Raw genomic sequence first — 19,113 nt, 5'->3', positions numbered from 1 at the left:
TTAAATTTTAGGAGCGCCTTTTATGGCAGAAGATAATACCCCGCAGTGTTCGTTTTGCGGTAAAGCCAAAAGCGATGTACAGCAACTGATTGCTGCTGACGATGCCAACATCTGTAATGAATGTATCGAGCTATGTACTGACTTAATCGCAGACAGCGCAGAGCACAGTGATGATGATAGCGAAGTAGACACTTCTTGGGTCAATAAAAAACTACCAACGCCAAAAGAGCTGCGTGCCAAGCTTGATGAATATGTCATCGGTCAGGACGCTGCCAAAAAAGCATTGGCTGTGGCCGTCTATAACCATTACAAACGTCTAAAAGTTAGCCAGACGCTAGCCAACGACAGCAAAAAAGCCAAGATCGGCGCTGACGATGCAATGGTAGAATTGGCTAAGAGTAATATCTTGCTAATCGGTCCGACTGGTTCTGGTAAGACATTGCTTGCGCAAACCTTGGCTCGTCTGCTAGATGTGCCTTTTGCGATGGCTGATGCCACTACCTTAACTGAAGCTGGTTATGTTGGTGAAGATGTTGAAAACATCGTACAAAAGCTACTTCAAGCTTCTGACTATGATGTGGCCAAAGCTGAGCAAGGTATCATCTATATTGATGAAATCGACAAAATCAGTAAAAAAGGCGACAATCCATCTATTACCCGTGATGTATCAGGTGAAGGCGTACAGCAAGCGTTGCTAAAGCTAATCGAAGGTACTGTGGCTGCGATTCCGCCGCACGGTGGTCGTAAGCACCCACAGCAAGAGCTGATCCAAGTGGATACCAGCAACATCTTAATCATCGTTGGCGGTGCATTTGCTGGACTTGATAAAGTCATTCAGCAGCGTACTGAAAAAGGCGGTATTGGTTTTAACGCTGATGTCAGCTCAAAAGACGACAGCCGTCGTAGCTCAGACTTGCTACAAGAAGTCGAGCCAGAAGATTTGATCAAGTTTGGTCTGATTCCTGAGCTAATCGGTCGTCTACCTGTACTTGCAGCGCTAAAAGAGCTTGATGAAGCAGCCTTGGTACAAATCCTGACCGAACCTAAGAACGCACTGGTAAAACAGTACAAGTACTTGTTTGACATGGAAGGTGCTGAGATTAGCTTTACTCAAGAAGCCCTAGATGCCATCGCCAAAAAAGCAATGGAACGCAAGACAGGTGCACGTGGTCTACGTTCGATTGTAGAGAACGCCCTACTTGAGACCATGTATGAGCTACCTTCCATGGAAAATGCTAAAACTGTAATGGTTGATGCAGACGTGATTAACGAAGGTAAAGTGCCTAAAATTGCTTAATTTATAATTGATATAAATAGTCCGTTATCATTAACGGACTACTAAAAAGCGTCTGGCTAAATAAGCTGAGACGCTTTTTTTATGCCTATTATTTAACCAGCTTACCTGTTGGATAGCTTGCCTACTAGATAACTCGTCTACTGAAAATTGGCGACTTTCATTACTTCTGTCCTGAAATGACAGCAGCGTTTATCAATCGCGAGTAAACGTCAGTGCAAACCATGCTAATGTAGATAGACTGTTTTGACCTTTATACTTTATTTTATATACCGCAAGATATATCCCGTACAACCCATATGATTAATAAGACAAAGGATTGTTTATTATGCTCAACCATGTGACTGCTATGGCGACTTCATTGCGCCAACATCTACCGTTTTCTTCTAACCATACTTCATTGGATGACTCAGACGTTGCATCCTACTATCGCAACCATGTCGCTGCTATCACAGGCGCAGGCTCTGGTATGGGACGTGAGCTGGCCATTCATTTAGCAAAAATGGGCTGTCATGTTGCACTATCAGATATCAATCCTGAACAGCTGGCAGCGACCAAACAGTTACTTGCCAATTATGATGTCAACGTCACTATGACCGTACTCGATGTATCAGACAATAAAGCCGTGGAAGCATGGGCTGATAGCGTCATGAGCGATCATGGCAAAGTAAATTTCATCTTTAACAATGCAGGTGTCGCACTCTACTCTACCGTCGAAGGCAGTAGTATTAGTGAGCTTGAATGGGTAATGAACATTAACTTCTGGGGTGTGGTTTACGGTACTAAGGCGTTTTTACCGTTAATCAAAAACAGCGTGAAACAGAGCCAGTTTGGCGAGCATGGACATATTGTCAATACCTCAAGTCTGTTTGGTTTGACCGCTCAGCCATCACAGTCAGCCTACAATTCTAGCAAATTTGCCGTACGCGGCTTCACAGAGAGCTTACGCCAAGAGCTAAACATCCAGAACTGCGGGGTATCAGCAACTTGTATCCATCCGGGCGGGATCAAAACCAATATTGCCAATAGCGCGCGCGGTAATGAGAGTATCCATGATATTGGCATGAGTACTGGGCCCAAAGCCATCAGAAGTTTTAATAAATTCTTAAAATTCGATGCCAATGAAGCGGCTTGGATTATCCTACAGGCAGCAGCGACCAACCAGCAGCGCTGCCTGATTGGTAACGATGCCAAGATAGTCGATGCTATCCAACGTGTATTTCCATCGCACTATAGCCAAGTCCTTAACGACTTCCATCAACTGTCTCGCAAACTAAAACCACGTCGTCATAAGAAGCTAAAGACCGTTAAATAGTAGGTTATCAACATTCCCTATATCACAAGAAATTGATGGATTTATATATAAAAAGCCCAGCTATAGTCGTAGCTGGGCTTCTTGAGAGTTGCCATTATTGATTGAGGATAAGACTGAATTTTGAGACTGTTAATAATATTTCAGTTCAATACTCCAAGCATTAAGGCAGCTTCATATCACCAGCGACCAACCAGCCCATACGGCGCATGATATAAGCCACTAATCCTGCAATCACCGCAGGCAATACAAACATCAATAGAATAATCGCTGTCCATAATTGTCCAGTGCTCATCATCTCTTGTGATGCTTCAATCACCCCAAACACACCGACCAAACCAGCAGTACCCATACCCGCACCTGTCGCGGTACAAGCTAATTCAAAACCAACGGTCGCGATAGGCCCAACGATAGCGCTAGCAATGACAGTAGGTAGCAGAACGATAGGTTTTTTGAGTACGTTAGGGATTTGCAACATACTAGTACCCAAGCCCTGAGAGATGACACCACTAACGCCATTGTCTTTAAAACTTGCAACAGCAAAACCAATCATATGCGCGGCACAGCCTACCACTGCTGCCCCGCCCGCCAATCCACCAAGTCCAATGGCAATACAAATAGCTGCACTTGACGTTGGAAGGGTTAATAAAATACCAACCACCACAGCGATGACGATACCCATTAAGAGAGGCTGTAATTCAGTAGCGGCATGAATACCCTGACCGATAGCTGCGACCCCTGCTACGATAGGCGGATTGAGCAGAGCGCAAACTAAGAGAGCAATACCGCATACAACCAATGGCACCAATAAAATATCAAGCTTCGTTTTACCAGCGACCCAAGTACCAGCACGATAAGCAAATACAGAAGTCAGATAAGCACCGATTGGATTGCCTGGCAGTGCTACAAAGGTTGCAGGCCCACCCACTTGCGGCGTAAAGAGCGTTCCTGCCATTAGTGCTTCGGAATGGGCACCAAGCATACCCGCTACGAGGCAGCTAAGCATCACTAGCGTTGGCGCTTTGAGATAGTAAGCGATACCTACACCGATGCCAGCACCCATTAATATCGAGGCAAGTTTCCCGACCGCGACCAATGCTGGCAAATCTAACCAACCACCGATTTGCGAGATAATCAGACCTGCGATCAACGTGACAAATAGCCCTAAAGCCATACCAGTAAAAGCATCGATAAAGTATTTTTGAAAGAACGCTTTAATAATGCCTGCTTGCGGTGTTACTGAGTTAGATACGGTCATAACCATACTCTTAATGGACGTTTAATAGGGTAAAACAGCTAGAAAGATTTTGATAAAATAAAGAGATAAAAAAGGCGTCATTACGACGCTTTTTTTAATAAATACAATAACTGCAAACTGCATCATCTAGCGACGCTGTTCAACGATAATAGAGTCTATACCATTGTTCTGTAGGCGCTGCTGTGCCGTCGTTACTGCTTGACGGTTATTCAAAGGACGCGAGATGACTTGATAAATTGGCAAGCCATTACCCGTCGTGTTTTTGACCACGCGAGCATCGACACCTGCCATCAGTACTTGCGCACGGCGACGATCTGCTTCGTCTGCATCACTAAAGCTATTGATCTGCAAGATGTAGGTCGCCGCAGGTTTGGCAGCTTGGATGCTTGCCGTACCTGCTGCTGCATTGTTATTGCGTGTTGTAGCGTTGCTAGTAGCAGGCGGCGTACCATCATAGGTTGCATCTTCTTCAACGACAACGATATCCTCACTCGACCCAGCATTGTTAGCACCAGCAGGTTCGACAGTCGCATTTTCCGAACCACCGAAGCTACCCGTTTCTGTACTGCCTGCATCGCTCTCTGGTTGAGTCACGACGACGTCTGGTTCAAACGCACTGATATCACCTATTTGATCATTATCAATATCAGCGATATCTTCATCAGGGATGGTTGCCATCTCTTGATTTGGTAAAATATCGTAGAACTCATAATCGCCATTGTCGGTATCAGTATCCACACGTGGCTGTACTTGGCGATCAGGATCGTTCTCAGCACTACCATCAGCGGGGCTGAAATTGAATAATGGTGAGAGGTAGATAAACACCCCAATCATAAGGGTCAATACGGCCCCAACAAACATCCACAATAAGCCTGATACGCTACTTGATTTGCGCTTTTCTGTTGCGCCTTTAGGTTTTTTGGCTAGCATGGATCTCGTTCTCCCTACTGGATTTAACTATCATCATCGAATTAATGCTATCAGCTGTCTATACTCATGTCACATATTAGAAAAGCACTACATGCTAGACGGTGCAGACAAGCCTAGCAGGCTAAGCCCATTTGCCAGTACCTGTCTAACGGCTTTGGACAGACGCAAACGTGCTTGCATTAAGTCTAGCTCATCTTGACTTGGCGTTTCACCTGATGTCAAGCTCATTGGCAAGATACGGTTGGTGTCATACCAACCATGGAACAATGCCGCCAGCTCTTTTAGGTAGTTGGTCAAGACGTGCGGCTCGTAACCAGTCGCTGCACGAAGTAACGTTGCTGGATATCCTGCTAACAGTTTAATCAGCTCGTCTTCGTTTGGCGCACTTAGCAAGTCTTGATGTGCCAAACCGATGGCATCATCTACGGTCAAATCGTAAGTTGCCAGTTTTTCTAACACGCGGCAAACGCGCGCATGAGCATACTGAATATAATACACTTGATTGTCTTTACTTTGTGATTTGGCAAGTTCTAAGTCAAAATCAACATGCACTTCAGGCTTACGCGCTACGTAGTAGAATCGTGCAGCATCGTTACCGACTTCTGCACGTAGCTCACGCAAGGTCACAAACTGACCTGAGCGTGAAGACATTTGTACTTTTTCACTACCGCGCCATAACGCGACAAACTGTACAAGTACCACATCAAGGCGTTCAGCATCAATACCAAGAGCCAATAGAGCAGCTTTTACGCGTGGGACATAACCATGGTGGTCTGCGCCCCAAACGTTGATGACTTTATCAAAGCCGCGATCAAACTTATTTTTATGATAAGCGATGTCAGAAGCAAAATACGTTGATTGACCATTGGCACGGCGTACCACACGGTCTTTCTCATCGCCAAAATCGGTCGATTTAAACCAGATGTTGCCGTCTTTTTCGTATAGGTAGCCTTTGTCATCTAGTATCTGTAATACAGGCTCAATCTCGCTATCGATAGATCTTTCGCTAAACCAGCACTCGTAGCTCACGCCAAAGTCGTTTAAGTCGTCTTTGATATCCGCCAAAATACTGCTCAAGGCTGCGTTTAAAAATAACGCATAGCTGTCACCTAGCAAAGACTTACTATTGGCAATCAAGCCATCAATATGCGCTTCTTTATCACCTGAAACTAAGGTCTTTTCGCCGTCAGCATTAATCTCAAACTGAGCATCTTCTGGCACATCTTTGGCAACGTTTGCAAAGCTATGTACGTAGCTATCGCCATGCTGTGTTTTTAGCGTCTGGGCGATGTCACTGACATAATCACCTTGATAGGCGTTGACTGGGAAAGTTATCTCTTCACCATTTAGCTGTAGATAACGCAAATATGTACTGGTGGCTAAGATGTCCATTTGACGACCAGCGTCATTGACATAATATTCACGCGTAACGTCATAGCCAATAGCTTCTAGCAGGTTAGCAACGCTCATGCCAAATGCAGCACCGCGACCGTGACCGACGTGCAGACTTGACGTTGGATTGGCAGAAACGAATTCAACTTGAACTTTTTGACCGTCAAACTGATTACTCAAGCCAAAGCGATTTTGCAATGTGAAGATATCGTCCAATACGGAAAACTTAGCTTCCGAGTTTAAGAATACGTTGATAAACCCTGGTCCTGCGATTTCTACTTGGCGAATGTCTTGATTGTCAGGCAATGCGCTGACGATTTTTTCAGCAAGTTGACGCGGATTGGCTTTAGCCGCTTTCGCTGCCGTTAGCGCGATATTACTGGCAAAATCACCGTGACTTAAATCTTTTGTACGGGTAATTTGACTGTTATTTTGCCAATCGCTTGGTAGCGTACCATCTGCTTGTAGGGTTTGAATTGCATCATTAAATAGGGATGCAAGCGTATCAATTTGGGCTTGTGACATAGGAATTTGAACTCAATTAAATAAACAACAAAAACGGTGCGAATGCGAGCAATCGATAACTGCTTATTGTAATAGCGACCGACATTGCAGGGATAGAATAATGTAAAAAGATAAGTAACCTGTAAATATAACAATCTTTGCGCTTTATTGCACCATTTGCGCCAAAATTAGCACTAAAATCTTACCGTTATCGTGATTTGGGCTGACTAATATCAATGATCCAAAACTGATAAATAACTCATAACAGGAATTGTAGCGTTACTGTTGCTCAATACTGGGCAGTCGTTTATACCTGACTGCTTCCACGTTATAATAATGGTTTGTACGGCTCTTCTAAGATATAGAAGACGCGTTACTACTCTATTATAGGATTACGCCATGTTTGCTATTGCCGCCAGTACTGTCACCAGTTGGGGACTGTACGTCTTGTTGCCGATATTCATCGCTTTCTTGTTTTTTATTATGTGGGATATCTCTAAAACGTCTGAAGCGGGGCGCGCTGGTACTTTTTGGATATTCTTAGCCCTAGGCGCAGGTTCTGTTGGTTTTATCCTTAAGATAGTCATGGAAGTCGCTTTCAAAAAATGGTTAATCTAATTAGCCATTTTTATCACTATTCTTTGATATCGCTTAAAACATGAGTAGCAAAACTAAAAACGTAATATACAGCCTATGACTGCTGCGCTTGATAAGGTGTCAGTCATTTGAATCAGGGCCTTTTAAATCAAGGCTTCTTAGATCAAAGTCTTCTAAATCAAAAAGCTACTGAGCCCTAGCATCATTTCTTATAACCTGACTCACATACGTTGGTAGGTCCCACGCTCCACCAGCAAAACCTCGGCACATGCCCGTACTAGACTCTTCACTCTTAGCAAATGTCTCACCATTCCATGTCCATGCAGTACGGCTCCAGCAATCACCAATGCCTCGGTCTTTGTGAGTGGCGGAAATCTCACCATCAAAATAATCATTCCCTGCTGTCGTGATAAGCATAGGCTTGCTAGGTTTTGTATTATCAATGAGCCAATAGCCATTACTAGAATTGTAAGCACCTAGCCAGCAACTATGCGCGGCTAACGTATAGCGATCATCAACCGGTATAAAGTCCCAATCAAGCATCGCAGAGCCATACTCTGACATCCGCTGATATGTTTCAGTTTTTGGGTTAATCAGCTCACAGTCGCCCATCGCGTCCTTGGACCCTATAAGCTGCTCGGCATTAATATCGACCCACTTATCAATATTTTTCTGAAAATACGCCAGCTTTGATGGAGTGAGTGTTTTGTTATCTTTTGCTGAATACGCAAATGCTTTTTGAATAATTGGTTTTGGCAAGGCTGCTTTAGGACGTTGACGATTTGGATTATTCTTACTGACCAATGCTATCGGCATCCCTACTCGACCTTGCTCATCGTCCAGCTTAAGCAATACTGCTGACATGCCTTTATCGCTAATCTGCCAGTGGTTGTCGCCTACTCTAATCTCTATCTTGGTCGCGACACGAGCATGATCAAGCAGGGTCTGCATCTGCTTAGCTGATAAGTCGTATAGTAGACTGTCTTCTTTGTTGGCTTGCAGTACACCATAGTTTTTATTATTCAGCCAAAGCTCAGCAGGCTTAAGATCATCTAGCAGTGCTTCTGATACAAACTGAATTTGCGCTTTTGGCAGAGCTACTCTAGGCAATGCTGTGAACAAGATTGAGGCAGGCTCATCTATGAGTGCTTCAATAGCGTAACCAGCCGCTCGACAAGTCCGCGTATTATCACAAACCACCTGCCAGTCGTCTTGTACAAAGCCCCAGCCTTCGGATACAGTTCCATAACCTGCTATAGCAGGTAGCGATAGCAAGCTGATGGTAGCTACAATCAAAGTCTTTAATGTCTTCATAGTGTTTTTCTTATGTTAGCTACCACCATCAATGCTACTTTTTGGCAATCAAAGTCGCACGCATGGGAGCAGGATATCCTTCGACGGTCTTAGTAGAATCATTAGGATCTAAGAAGTCTGCTAACGAATGATAGGCCATCCATTCGGTTTGTCGTTGTTCTTCAGTCGAGGTGACTGCCACATCGACGCAGCGCACATCTAAAAACCCTGCTTTCTCTAACCAGCCAATTAATGCCGCCACCGATGGCAAGAAATAGACATTATTCATCTGCGCGTAGCGGTCATGCGGCACCAGTACAGTATTGGCATCACCTTCAATCACCAACGTCTCAAGTACCAACTCACCACCTTTGACTAACTGTCCTTTAAGCTGTTGTAAATGCTCAAACGGTGACTGACGATGGTAAAGTACGCCCATGCTAAATACGGTATCAAACAGCTGACTGTGCTCAGGTAAGGCTTCAAGCGGTACAGGAATATAATGCGTGCGATAACGGCCCCTATCATGGGTATGAGCATGAGCATCTGCTGTACCAACGAAATGACGAATCGCCATAAACTGATGGTAAAACAAGCATGATGGATCAACGATAATGACCGTATCCGCTCCTGCCCCTGCCATACGCCAGCCGTGATAACCAGAGCCACCGCCCACATCTAATACTCGGCGACCTTTTAACTCACCCAAATGCGGTGCGACCCGTTGCCATTTCCAGTCACTGTGCCACTCGGTATCAATCTTAATACCTGACTCATCATCGCCGATTTGACCGCCAATCTGAAATGGGCCTTTACGCCACGGCATCAACTGCTTTAATAGTGCTGTTGTTTGTTTGCGCTGAGACTCATTTAGATCTGCCTCAATCGTCAATGTATCGCTGTTTAGATCGACATGATTGACAGCTAAGTTTGGCAAACGAGCAACTGACGCTTGGTAGGCAGGCGCGTGCGCATAGTTGGCTTTGTCTTTTATGTCACCTAGCCATGTTGGTAATTGCTTGAGCCATTCATAAGCGCTCGGCTGCTGCTGTGCCAGCTCTAGCAGGGTTAAATATAATTCGCGTTCTGCGTTGATGATAGTGTCGTTGAGCATAAAAGCAGGTTACCGTATTGATTAATATTCAAATGAATAAAATTAAAAGGGTTAAAATAAAGAAAGATAAGTTTTAATATGTAAACTCTTTGAAATTCGTGAACTACGCATTTCCTTGCAGAATTTCCGTTTCACTACGAAGATCGTCGTATTCAAAAACACCATAACCATTGTCCTGACTTTTGAAAACAACTTTGCCTTCTTCTAACCAGTTCCGTACATTTTTAGCATCATCAATAATCTCGGGATACAACTTATCTAAGATAGTATCTATATTATGGTTAGATTCCGAAGTTTCGTAGTCTACTAGGCAGAACCCGTATATAATTCCTAGCTTGCCGAGAAAACCATAACCCTTACAATATAACTCATACATCACCCAAATCGCATTACTACAATTTCCATCTCTATCAATAATTGAGTTTAAGTACCCTTTTATGCGATCAGCTTCAAATTTATAAAAACGGACGTATTGCGCAAAACTATCATAAAAACGGTAATAAAAATTATCTTCAGAACTATAATTAAATGAAATCAGTTCAAGATACAAATCAGGGTTGCTAGACTCTAATACATCATCTTCATATAACCATTGCTCAAATGATTGTACGCTCATTTTTTTTATTAACACTTGATGAATATTTTGTTCAACTATAGACGGAATCATATGAACACCTTGTTCGCTCCCAAAGTAAATCCTATTTAAACGCCACAATAGAGACAAAATTCAAAAACTGAAACCACGTCAGATGACGCGCAAAACCAACCTGATCTAACCGTGCATGATGCTCATCTAACGTGTCAGTAATGAGGACATTTTCTAACGCATTACGCTTGCCACTGATTTCCATCTCGGTGTAGCCATTGGCACGTTTAAAGTCATAATAACGCTCTACCAACCACGCATCATACTGCTCATCAAACGCATGGGTTTTTTCAGTCAGTACCAATATGCCGCCTTCGCTCAATGCCGCATAAATCTTCTCTAATACTGCGACCCTATCAGCAGCTGGCAAAAACTGTAGCGTCAAGTTCAAAATCACCATATCGCACGGCTCAAGCTCAACATCGCGGATATCTGCTGTGATCACTTCGATGTCATGCTTAGGATAATTCTCACTCAGTAGCGTGGTCGCCTCGGTCGTCATCGCAGGCGAAATATCAATTGCTTTAATCTGTAAGTCTTGTGAGTCGAACTCACCAGCTAGCGTCATGCTGGCTGCACCCAGTGAGCAGCCCAAGTCATAAACACGACTAACACGCTGACCACTATCGCTCTGCTGACGATACTTGCAATGACGACGGGCGAATATAGGCAGCATCGCCAGTACCTGACCATAACCGGGTACACTGCGGCGAATCATGTCAGGGAAACAAGCCACCACTTGCTCATCAAATGAAAAGCGTGCAGCCTTATCCAGTGGCGTGGTAAACGGTTTATCAAATAGGGTGTCATGTTTGATAGCAGGCTGGGATTGGCTCATGGGACGACTCGTTTTTAGAATAGAACTGAAATTAAGAATTACTTGGTGAATTTTGCTTGGTAGTTTTTGCTTGTCATTATCAGTTGATAAAGAAGTAAGATAGCAAAAGCCCATTATAACATTACTGTTTGTTACTTATCGCCTTTGGCTTGCCTGCTAAGCTGAATAAATAGTGCCAAGGGTAATGAGACGTTTGAAAGAAGCATTGAAAAACGAGAGCATCACTACCAAATATAGCACTTAACCCATATTTATAATAATAGGAAAAAATTATGCAAACGATCGTATTAGGTGGCGGCTGCTTCTGGTGCACCGAGTCTGTATTTTTATCGGTAAAAGGTGTGCAATCTGTCGTCTCAGGCTACATGGGCGGCGATGCTGTCTCTGCCAATTATGAAGCTGTCTGTAGTGGTACAACTGGCCATGTCGAAGTCATCAAAGTCGAATTTGATGAGTCTATTGTCCCGTTAGAAGTAATACTCGATGTCTTTTTTGCCACGCATGATCCCACCACGATGGATCGTCAAGGCAATGACGTCGGTAGTCAGTATCGCAGCGTGGTCTTTTATACCGAAGATAGTCAAAAACCGACCGTTGACCGTACCATCAATAAGTTACGCGATATGGGTGTCAATGTGGTGACGGAAGTACATCCTGCCGTTGAATTCTATCAAGCAGAAGACTCACATCAAGATTTCTTCAACAGAAATCCAGGACAAGCTTATTGCAACTTTGCAATACCGCCAAAGCTTGCCAAACTGCGTAAAGAATTTAGCAAATATATGGTTAGCTAAATTGAATAAGACATTATTTATTCAAAAAATTTCTTAGCCCAATGTTAGATACCAGCCAAACACTTATACTATAGGTGTTTGGCTTTTTATTAGTTATTCCTTTGATATATCAGATAAAGATTAGAACCGTATATATAGAAACTTGCAGATAGAGGATTGCAGCATGAACCCTGAGTTTTGGCAAAAACGTTGGCAAGAAGGTCGCATTGGATTCAATCAATCTATGGTCAATCCATTATTGATTGAGTACTTTAACCGCCTCAATTTAACTGCGGGTAGCCGAATTTTCGTTCCGCTTTGTGGTAAATCTATCGATATGGTTTGGCTAGCGACGCAAGGCTATGACGTGGTGGGCGTTGAGTTGGTCAAAACAGCCGTACAAGAATTCTTTGCTGAGCAAAACATCGAACCTACCGTCTATCAACAGGCAGACAACCCAATGATTAGATACTATCAAGGCCAGTTGTCGGGACAGACCATCACTTTATGGGTCGCTGATATTTTTGCACTGACTTTTGAAGATGTTGGCTCTATTGATGCAGTATATGATAAAGCGGCATTAATCGCCCTGCCAGCCGATATGCGTGTGAAATATAGTGAGCAAGTGCGGAAACTTAGTAGCGATACCAGTAAAGCTGATGGTGCTAACAATGAAATAACACCGCAGCTTTTACTCACGCTAAATTACGATCAGCGTAAAAAGAATGGACCACCCTTCTCTATTAATGCCAACCAACTAGAGCAGTATTATAGCGCTCACTATCAAATCTGTGAGCTAGCGAATAAGCCTTCTTCTATAGGTTCTGCACCTGATATCACCGTCATAGAACACGTTTGGCTATTGAGCAATAAATAAAAAACTCATATAACCTTTAACAAGCCGCTAAATCGCAACGGAGAAATTGAATGAAAATGATAGTTGGTCTAATGAGTATAACTGCTATTCTGCTAGTTGCTCTGGCAGGCCCATTGTATAAGTTTGGCGTTGTAGAATTAGGCACTGCGTTTGCAGGGTTTAAATTTGGGTTATTTGCTAGTATCGCAGCATTGGTATTGTTAGCTATTCAGCTATTATTTAAACGAAATACAGCCAGTATTGGGAGCGCATTAGCCTCAGCCGTATTTGCTGTCGCTGCAATTGCTGTCCCGCTTAGCATGATGAACACGGCCAAAAATTTACCGCCTATTCACGATATTTCTACCGATTTAGTGAATCCGCCTGAGTTTGTCAAGATTGCTCCACTACGTGCAGATGCACCGAATCCCGTAGAGTACACAGGCGCAGAAGTAGCTGAACAACAACGTACCGCCTATCCTGATTTGCAGACACTGACCTATGCTCAGTCAAAGCCTGAATTGGTTAAGGCATCCAAACAAGCCATAGAAAATTTAGGGTGGGAGCTAGTAAATGTTGATGCCGATAAAGGCATCATCGAAGCAACAGAGACGACTGTTTGGTTTGGCTTTAAAGATGATGTGATCATTCGTGTGATTGATAACGATAGCGAGCGCTGGGTTGATATCCGCAGTAAGTCACGAGTTGGACAGAGTGATTTGGGTAAAAATGCGGCGCGGATTCATAGCTTTATAGAAGAACTAGATAGTGTGTTAGCTAAATAAACAGGTTATATCTCCTAAAGATAGTCCTCGCAATAAAGTACTGTTTAACGCTTTGCATTTTCAGCTCTATGAAATCCTCTTCTAATCTCACGGCAGCGTCAATTTATCGTAACCATTTATAACCTTGGTACTTCGACAGCTTTTCTTTACTGTTTAGATTGGTTACTCTACGTTAATATCATTTTTTGCCTTTCGATAACTATTTTAACGTTTATAGGATATTTTCATGCGTTTGACTCCTTTTTCTACTTTGTCGCTGCTTAGTGTTGCTGTCGGCATCAGCCTTGCTACCACTGCTCAAGCCGCACAGCCGCCAGCACCTGATTTATCCAATAGTGAGTTTCAGCAGTGCTTAGACAATCTAAAAAACTCTAGCAAATTTAGCGGTGTTGATGGCTATACTTTTAATAACTATCGCCCAAGCCAGCCTGATCCTAGTGTCATTCAGTCACTGAATTATCAACCAGAGTTTCAAAAAGACGTCTGGGACTATTTATCAGCATTGGTAGACAAAGAGCGTGTCGAGGACGGTATCCGAGCCAAGCGTCAATGGGGCTCGACGCTACGTCAAATCGAGTCACGTTATGGCGTAAAAGCTGAGCATGTGCTCGGTGTCTGGGGCGTAGAATCTAACTTTGGTCAAACGCTAGGTAAGAAACCATTATTTGAGTCTTTAGCGACCTTATCTTGTTTTGATCGTCGTCAAAGCTACTTCCAAGGTGAGTACGCCAATGCGCTAAAAATCGTGCAAAACGGTGATATCGCACCAAATGATATGACAGGATCATGGGCAGGCGCTTTTGGACAGACACAGTTTATGCCGAGTACTTTCTTAGAATTGGCAGTCGATTTCGATGGTGATGGACGTCGTGATTTGGTCAATAGCGTACCTGATGCACTCGCTTCTACGGCAAACTTCTTGGACAATCGCGGCTATCGTACTGGCGAGCCTTGGGGCTATGAAGTCAAACTACCTGATGGATTTTGGGCCGCTTCTAATCGTAAAGACAAAAAGTCAATAAGCCACTGGCGCGACCAAGGTCTGACGTTGGCTAATGGCAGTCCGCTACCATATGATTTGAGCAGTGCAGGCTTATTATTACCCGCTGGTATGGAAGGCCCTGCTTTCTTGGTGGGCAAAAATTTCGACACTTTCTACTCTTATAACGCATCAGAAAACTACGCGCTGGCTATCGCACACTTATCAGATCTAATCACTCGCGAAGACAGCAGCAAAACAGACTTTATCACTGCTTGGCCGACAGATGATCCTGGTATCAGCCGCCAGCAGGCCAAAGATATTCAACAAGCGTTGCTAAACGCAGGTTATGACATTGGCGGTGTAGATGGCATCATCGGAGACAATACTCGTACCGCTATCCAACAATACCAGACTAGTCGCGGTATTTTCCCAGCTGACGGTCGCGCAGGCCAGAAGTTCTATCGCGCCATCGTTGGTAATGCAGCACCGAGTCAAACTCAATACGGCCAGCCTGCAAACAGCCAACCCCTAAATCCTGCACCTGCCGATCGCATGGGGCAATTGATTCAGCAGCAAACGACTGCTCCTAGTAGCTACTCATCTCAACCATCAGTGAGCTCATCAACTTCTGGCAATACACGTTATCGCCGCGTTACTGATGCCGATGGCACTATCAAGCTTGTTCGTATAGACCAAGGTTCATAGTAGCAAGATAAGTGATGCTATTTAAATGCATCAAAAAAGCCACGCTAACGATAGCGTGGCTTTTTATTCATAGATAGGTATCAATAGATACTTATCTCATTTTCTCAAAATATGTATCTAAACGATAGGTGGTGGCTTAGGCTGACCATTATCACCATTCCAGTTTTCGCGAGCTTTATCGTCTAAATCGGCTGCCGTTTTTGGCTCCCACTTACCATTCTCTTTCCAAGTCGCATCGCCCCAATCTTCATCTTCGGCTTTACTGTCTAAATCTTTGTAGGCCTTGCTAGGATCTATACCGCGACGTTTCATATCTGCTACTTGCTCTTCTAACGTATGAAACTGATCAGCATCATGCATAGACTTTTCTAGACCATCAATCTCTTTTTTTAACTCGTCATTTTTAGCATTGCTCATCGTACGCTCTCCCTAATTATTAATATTATAGTTCTCATTCTCAAACAGCCAACGTTGTTAACTGACTGACTTTATTATTACGGGTCTGAAGAAGATTCACAAGCATTGCACGTATGCTTTGTATTACAAAACGTAGTCGTGATGCCAAAATGGACGTTTTAGATGGCTATTATTGAGTACGCTAGCAAATAATTACTCGTCTTGTTTATTTGTACTTGAGGTATGATTTTGCAGTAGGTTTTTTGCGTAGAAGGTAAGCTTCCAAAGCTCTTGTGATACACGCGTACCATAAGTCATCAGTTGTATCCAATTTGCACCGACTAGCTGACGTTGCAAATTATTGATATCAGCTTGAGAGATTTGGCAGCGTGAGACAGCATGAACGTTTGGCATCTCTTTTTTGATGTCTATTTCCGCTTTAGCGGTAATCAAACGATTGATGGCATTTTGCAAGCCATAGCTCGAAAAAGTAGACGGTATTCTCATGAGTGTCATGAGTATCTCGTGCCACGAGAGTGTTAGTGATCGGGTCACGTCCGTTAGATTGCCGCCCTCATAAGCTTGGGCACTATATTGAATCTCAAAAAACTCCGTTAACTCAATTGGCTCACTAACCTTATCCGATATAAAGTCTTCGTCATCAGCACTGTTTTTCTCTACCTCGGTAGTACTAGGTAATACATCGACTGGCTTCTCATACACGACCTTTTTACTAGTCGTATTCTCTTCGTCGTTCGCTCTGACCCAGCCACCTACCATTTTATTATTGGCGACGGCATTATAATGAGCCTGTACTAGCAATGGCTCAATATCTTCTTCCGTATCATAGTAATGTAGTTGATTATCTTGCTTGGTGACTAACTTAATAAACTCTTGAAGTTGACGACTGATAACAGCGTCTGGAGAGTGGTTTTTGACAAGAACAATTAGCGGCTTAAGCTTCGCTTTGGCATTTAGATAACTCAAATGCATCTGGCTGACACCGTTTTTTTGCACAGTTCCATAGCTGTCGCCAACAATCATGACTGCGTAATCACAAGAATCAATACACTGGCGCCCATAAAAAGAGGCTTTAGATAATTTACTAGAAACATCATAGGTCAGAAATGCGCGCGCCTGAAAAAATATCGCTAAGCTGTCTAGAACCAACAACTGGTCATTGTCAGCGCATATAATATGAATATGATAGCGACGATTCGGCACAATTACCTCTAAGCGTAGGTCGTGACATAAAAAGGATAGGATGTAAAATAGAACACAAAAATCTTGTCTTGTTCAGCCTAGCATACTCTTAGCTTAAAAAGATGCACTCAATTTATTTTAACTGAGTCAGCGTTGCATACAGCATATTGATATCACTAGCTTTGATAATAACTAATGAGAGTAGTATTGCAATGCCATTTCTGTACCGAGTAAGCGCTCAACTAAAGCGCATAGTCTATCACTATATTTAGTGGCATGAAAAGTTAATGGCGGTCTAGTAATGGTATTTTTCTTACTGATTTTTTGTGACAGATTTTCTTGTTTTTCACTCATCAATGATGCAGATAAGTTGTTTGCAATCAATAGCTGTCTAACTCGTTCAGCAATCGCTTGACCAGAATCAATGACTTGTATTGATAGCTGCTGCTGTACAATCTCATCCAATAAGAATGTCTTAAAAAACGGATAATGTGTACATCCCAGCACTAACTGATCGACACCTTCATTAGCAAATATTCGTACCTGTTGACGTAATCTTTCAGCGGTCTCGTCTTGTTCTGACATACCTGCTTCTACCCAAGGTACCAGTTGCGGATCAAAATACTTAGTGACTACTGTGTTATTAGGTTGAGCAAAATTGATGATAACATCATTTAATAAGGTGCCATTCAACGTCGCTTTGGTTGCTAGCACCGCTACATGAGAACTCTTACTGGCTAGTACCGCAGGCTTTAATGCAGGGACAAGACCCACAATAGGTATATGTGGATAGCAACGTCGGGCGGTATCTAGCGCATATGCCGAGGCACTGTTGCAAGCAATAACTATTATCTTACAGCCTTGCTGATGTAACCACTCTACGGCCTTTAGCGTTAGCGCTTCAATATCTTCGCTGTCACGATTACCATAAGGTACATTTAGCGTATCGGCATAATATACATAACGCTCAGTAGGCAGCTGCTGTGCTAAATGCAAATAAACAGACAAACCGCCAACACCAGAATCAAACACGCCAATGGGCGCGCTACGGTTTTTATCGCTTACAACTGTGTTACCAGCATGTTTATTGACATCTACTAGATCCATAGCTTTGAGACTTTGGTCAACAGATATATCGACACATGGTCTGAGCTTTCCGACTGTCTGGTTTTTGATATCCATCTTTATGCTAATGCCATTATCATATTATTCATCAATCTCATTACCCCATTAAATGCGCTATATATATTGCGTGTATGGCGTTACTCTAAGTCAGCTCTCTATCGACTACCTTTATACGATAATGATTGTTTAAACTAACAGAATCAGGCGACATTATAAAATTATAGCACTCATCGGCATGCAGCAATTAATAGATAAACATAATACTTAATCAGTAGGCATCGATAATGAATAAGACTGGCCACCACTCTGTAGCGTCAATATCGTCTTGCCATTTTCTTCTGATAACGCTCCAATTTCAGTCAGGTGATAAAAAGTATTACGGCCGATAAGCGCAGTCAATCCATTTCTGACCGTCATGTAAGGGCGTACCTGTTCTGTAGACGCTGATTCCTGAGAATCTGCAACATCGTCAGCTGTACTCACTTGATTCGCTTGATTCGCTTGATTACTGTTATTGAAGTCGCTGTTATTAAAGTCGCTTTCATTAGAATCGCTCTTATTAGAATTATACGCTTTTAATATAATAGGATGCTCATTATCCAAGCGTACCACATCACCGGTCGTCGTCGTGAACTCTAACCAGCTCATGTCATCTTCCTGCACGATACCAACATCGTTAATCAACAGTGGTGCATCTTCTACTTGAATACGGATTTTTTGTACTGGGGTTTTCAAAAAGTATTCGATAACACCATTATTTTCTTCTTTCCACAAAATAGTCGCAAATAAACTGACCAATGACTCACGGGTCATTTGACCGCCTTCATGCCACCACTCTCCGTTTGCTTTGATAGTCAAATCCATATCAGCAATATCTTTAGGATGCCATTTTTCAAGCGGTGGTATTGCACGCCCTTCGCGAGTGCCTTTCGTAGACTTAATATACTGGCTTAGTGCATCCAAATTATCTAAGCTGCCTAGGCTAGAAGGCTTACTGGTTGGGGCTTCTATTAATTTTTTATGACTGCCTTCAACACTATTATTGTCGTTATTCATTATTAATCCCTTTATTTAGTATTCAAAGTTTGGCTTATCTATTATTACTATAAA

Annotated in this window: 18 protein-coding genes; 7 read left to right on the top strand and 11 right to left on the bottom strand. The window is 43.0% G+C overall.

Annotated elements, in window-relative coordinates; translation table 11 throughout:
• The first annotated feature begins 22 nt into the window (after window positions 1-22).
• Both clpX and I3249_RS09950 read left to right on the top strand, forming a co-directional pair.
• Window positions 23-1,297, top strand: coding sequence for an ATP-dependent protease ATP-binding subunit ClpX (clpX, locus tag I3249_RS09955; RefSeq protein ID WP_238069836.1), 1,275 nt, complete (start codon window positions 23-25; stop codon window positions 1,295-1,297).
• A 325-nt stretch (window positions 1,298-1,622) separates the two neighbouring features.
• The gene (locus I3249_RS09950; RefSeq protein WP_269137244.1) at window positions 1,623-2,609 is read left to right on the top strand and encodes an SDR family NAD(P)-dependent oxidoreductase; all 987 of its coding nucleotides are present in this window, start codon (window positions 1,623-1,625) and stop codon (window positions 2,607-2,609) included.
• Window positions 2,610-2,769: 160 nt separating this feature from the next.
• On the opposite strand, the gene I3249_RS09945 is transcribed toward I3249_RS09950, so the two are convergent.
• The 3 genes from I3249_RS09945 to argS all read right to left on the bottom strand — a co-directional run bounded on the left by I3249_RS09945 (window position 2,770) and on the right by argS (window position 6,711).
• Window positions 2,770-3,864 (bottom strand): PTS sugar transporter subunit IIC, encoded by a 1,095-nt coding sequence (locus I3249_RS09945; protein ID WP_238069834.1) that lies wholly within the window; start codon window positions 3,862-3,864, stop codon window positions 2,770-2,772.
• Window positions 3,865-3,990: 126 nt separating this feature from the next.
• Complete coding sequence (locus I3249_RS09940; protein WP_238069832.1) at window positions 3,991-4,794, bottom strand: SPOR domain-containing protein; 804 nt, start codon at window positions 4,792-4,794, stop codon at window positions 3,991-3,993.
• An 87-nt stretch (window positions 4,795-4,881) separates the two neighbouring features.
• On the bottom strand, window positions 4,882-6,711 hold the full coding sequence (gene argS, locus I3249_RS09935) for an arginine--tRNA ligase (RefSeq protein WP_238069830.1): 1,830 nt from the start codon (window positions 6,709-6,711) through the stop codon (window positions 4,882-4,884).
• A gap of 378 nt (window positions 6,712-7,089) precedes the next feature.
• Here argS and I3249_RS09930 point away from each other — a divergent pair, with 378 nt between their 5' ends.
• Window positions 7,090-7,308, top strand: a complete 219-nt coding sequence (locus I3249_RS09930; protein ID WP_101205310.1) for a DUF2788 domain-containing protein — start codon at window positions 7,090-7,092, stop codon at window positions 7,306-7,308.
• Window positions 7,309-7,473: 165 nt separating this feature from the next.
• Here the strand turns inward: I3249_RS09930 and I3249_RS09925 are convergent, their stop codons facing one another.
• From I3249_RS09925 to cmoA, 4 genes are all read right to left on the bottom strand, one after another.
• Entirely contained in the window at window positions 7,474-8,601 is a 1,128-nt protein-coding gene (locus tag I3249_RS09925; protein ID WP_238069829.1) for a DUF1176 domain-containing protein, read from the bottom strand.
• Window positions 8,602-8,635: 34 nt separating this feature from the next.
• A complete protein-coding gene (gene cmoB, locus I3249_RS09920; RefSeq protein WP_238069828.1) occupies window positions 8,636-9,694 on the bottom strand; it encodes a tRNA 5-methoxyuridine(34)/uridine 5-oxyacetic acid(34) synthase CmoB in 1,059 nt (352 codons plus the stop codon).
• Window positions 9,695-9,797: 103 nt separating this feature from the next.
• Complete coding sequence (locus I3249_RS09915; protein ID WP_238069826.1) at window positions 9,798-10,361, bottom strand: hypothetical protein; 564 nt, start codon at window positions 10,359-10,361, stop codon at window positions 9,798-9,800.
• Between the two features lie 31 nt (window positions 10,362-10,392).
• Window positions 10,393-11,178, bottom strand: a complete 786-nt coding sequence (gene cmoA, locus I3249_RS09910; protein WP_179799506.1) for a carboxy-S-adenosyl-L-methionine synthase CmoA — start codon at window positions 11,176-11,178, stop codon at window positions 10,393-10,395.
• Window positions 11,179-11,450: 272 nt separating this feature from the next.
• Between cmoA and msrA the strand changes: the two genes are divergently transcribed.
• The 4 genes from msrA (at window position 11,451) to I3249_RS09890 (ending at window position 15,279) form a co-directional block, all read left to right on the top strand.
• Window positions 11,451-11,972, top strand: coding sequence for a peptide-methionine (S)-S-oxide reductase MsrA (msrA, locus tag I3249_RS09905; protein WP_057761837.1), 522 nt, complete (start codon window positions 11,451-11,453; stop codon window positions 11,970-11,972).
• Window positions 11,973-12,135: 163 nt separating this feature from the next.
• Window positions 12,136-12,828, top strand: coding sequence for a thiopurine S-methyltransferase (gene tmpT, locus I3249_RS09900; protein ID WP_238069824.1), 693 nt, complete (start codon window positions 12,136-12,138; stop codon window positions 12,826-12,828).
• A gap of 50 nt (window positions 12,829-12,878) precedes the next feature.
• The gene (locus tag I3249_RS09895; protein ID WP_238069822.1) at window positions 12,879-13,592 is read left to right on the top strand and encodes a DUF1499 domain-containing protein; all 714 of its coding nucleotides are present in this window, start codon (window positions 12,879-12,881) and stop codon (window positions 13,590-13,592) included.
• Window positions 13,593-13,818: 226 nt separating this feature from the next.
• Complete coding sequence (locus I3249_RS09890) at window positions 13,819-15,279, top strand: lytic murein transglycosylase (protein ID WP_238069820.1); 1,461 nt, start codon at window positions 13,819-13,821, stop codon at window positions 15,277-15,279.
• A 117-nt stretch (window positions 15,280-15,396) separates the two neighbouring features.
• Here the strand turns inward: I3249_RS09890 and I3249_RS09885 are convergent, their stop codons facing one another.
• From I3249_RS09885 to I3249_RS09870, 4 genes are all read right to left on the bottom strand, one after another.
• Window positions 15,397-15,696, bottom strand: coding sequence for a hypothetical protein (locus I3249_RS09885; protein ID WP_201569597.1), 300 nt, complete (start codon window positions 15,694-15,696; stop codon window positions 15,397-15,399).
• Between the two features lie 192 nt (window positions 15,697-15,888).
• A complete protein-coding gene (locus tag I3249_RS09880; RefSeq protein ID WP_238069818.1) occupies window positions 15,889-16,899 on the bottom strand; it encodes a DUF4062 domain-containing protein in 1,011 nt (336 codons plus the stop codon).
• Between the two features lie 171 nt (window positions 16,900-17,070).
• The gene (gene murI, locus I3249_RS09875) at window positions 17,071-17,985 is read right to left on the bottom strand and encodes a glutamate racemase (protein ID WP_238069862.1); all 915 of its coding nucleotides are present in this window, start codon (window positions 17,983-17,985) and stop codon (window positions 17,071-17,073) included.
• A 282-nt stretch (window positions 17,986-18,267) separates the two neighbouring features.
• Window positions 18,268-19,059 carry a DUF1285 domain-containing protein gene (locus I3249_RS09870; protein WP_238069817.1) on the bottom strand — a complete coding sequence of 264 codons (792 nt, stop codon included), beginning with the start codon at window positions 19,057-19,059 and terminating at the stop codon, window positions 18,268-18,270.
• Between the last annotated feature and the right edge of the window lie 54 nt (window positions 19,060-19,113).

It is taken from the genome of Psychrobacter sp. Ps1 (genome assembly GCF_022129425.1).
Taxonomy (GTDB): Bacteria; Pseudomonadota; Gammaproteobacteria; order Pseudomonadales; family Moraxellaceae; genus Psychrobacter.
The sequence above is the reverse complement of the archived record's forward strand: the minus strand, read 5'-3'. Positions and strand labels throughout refer to the sequence as shown.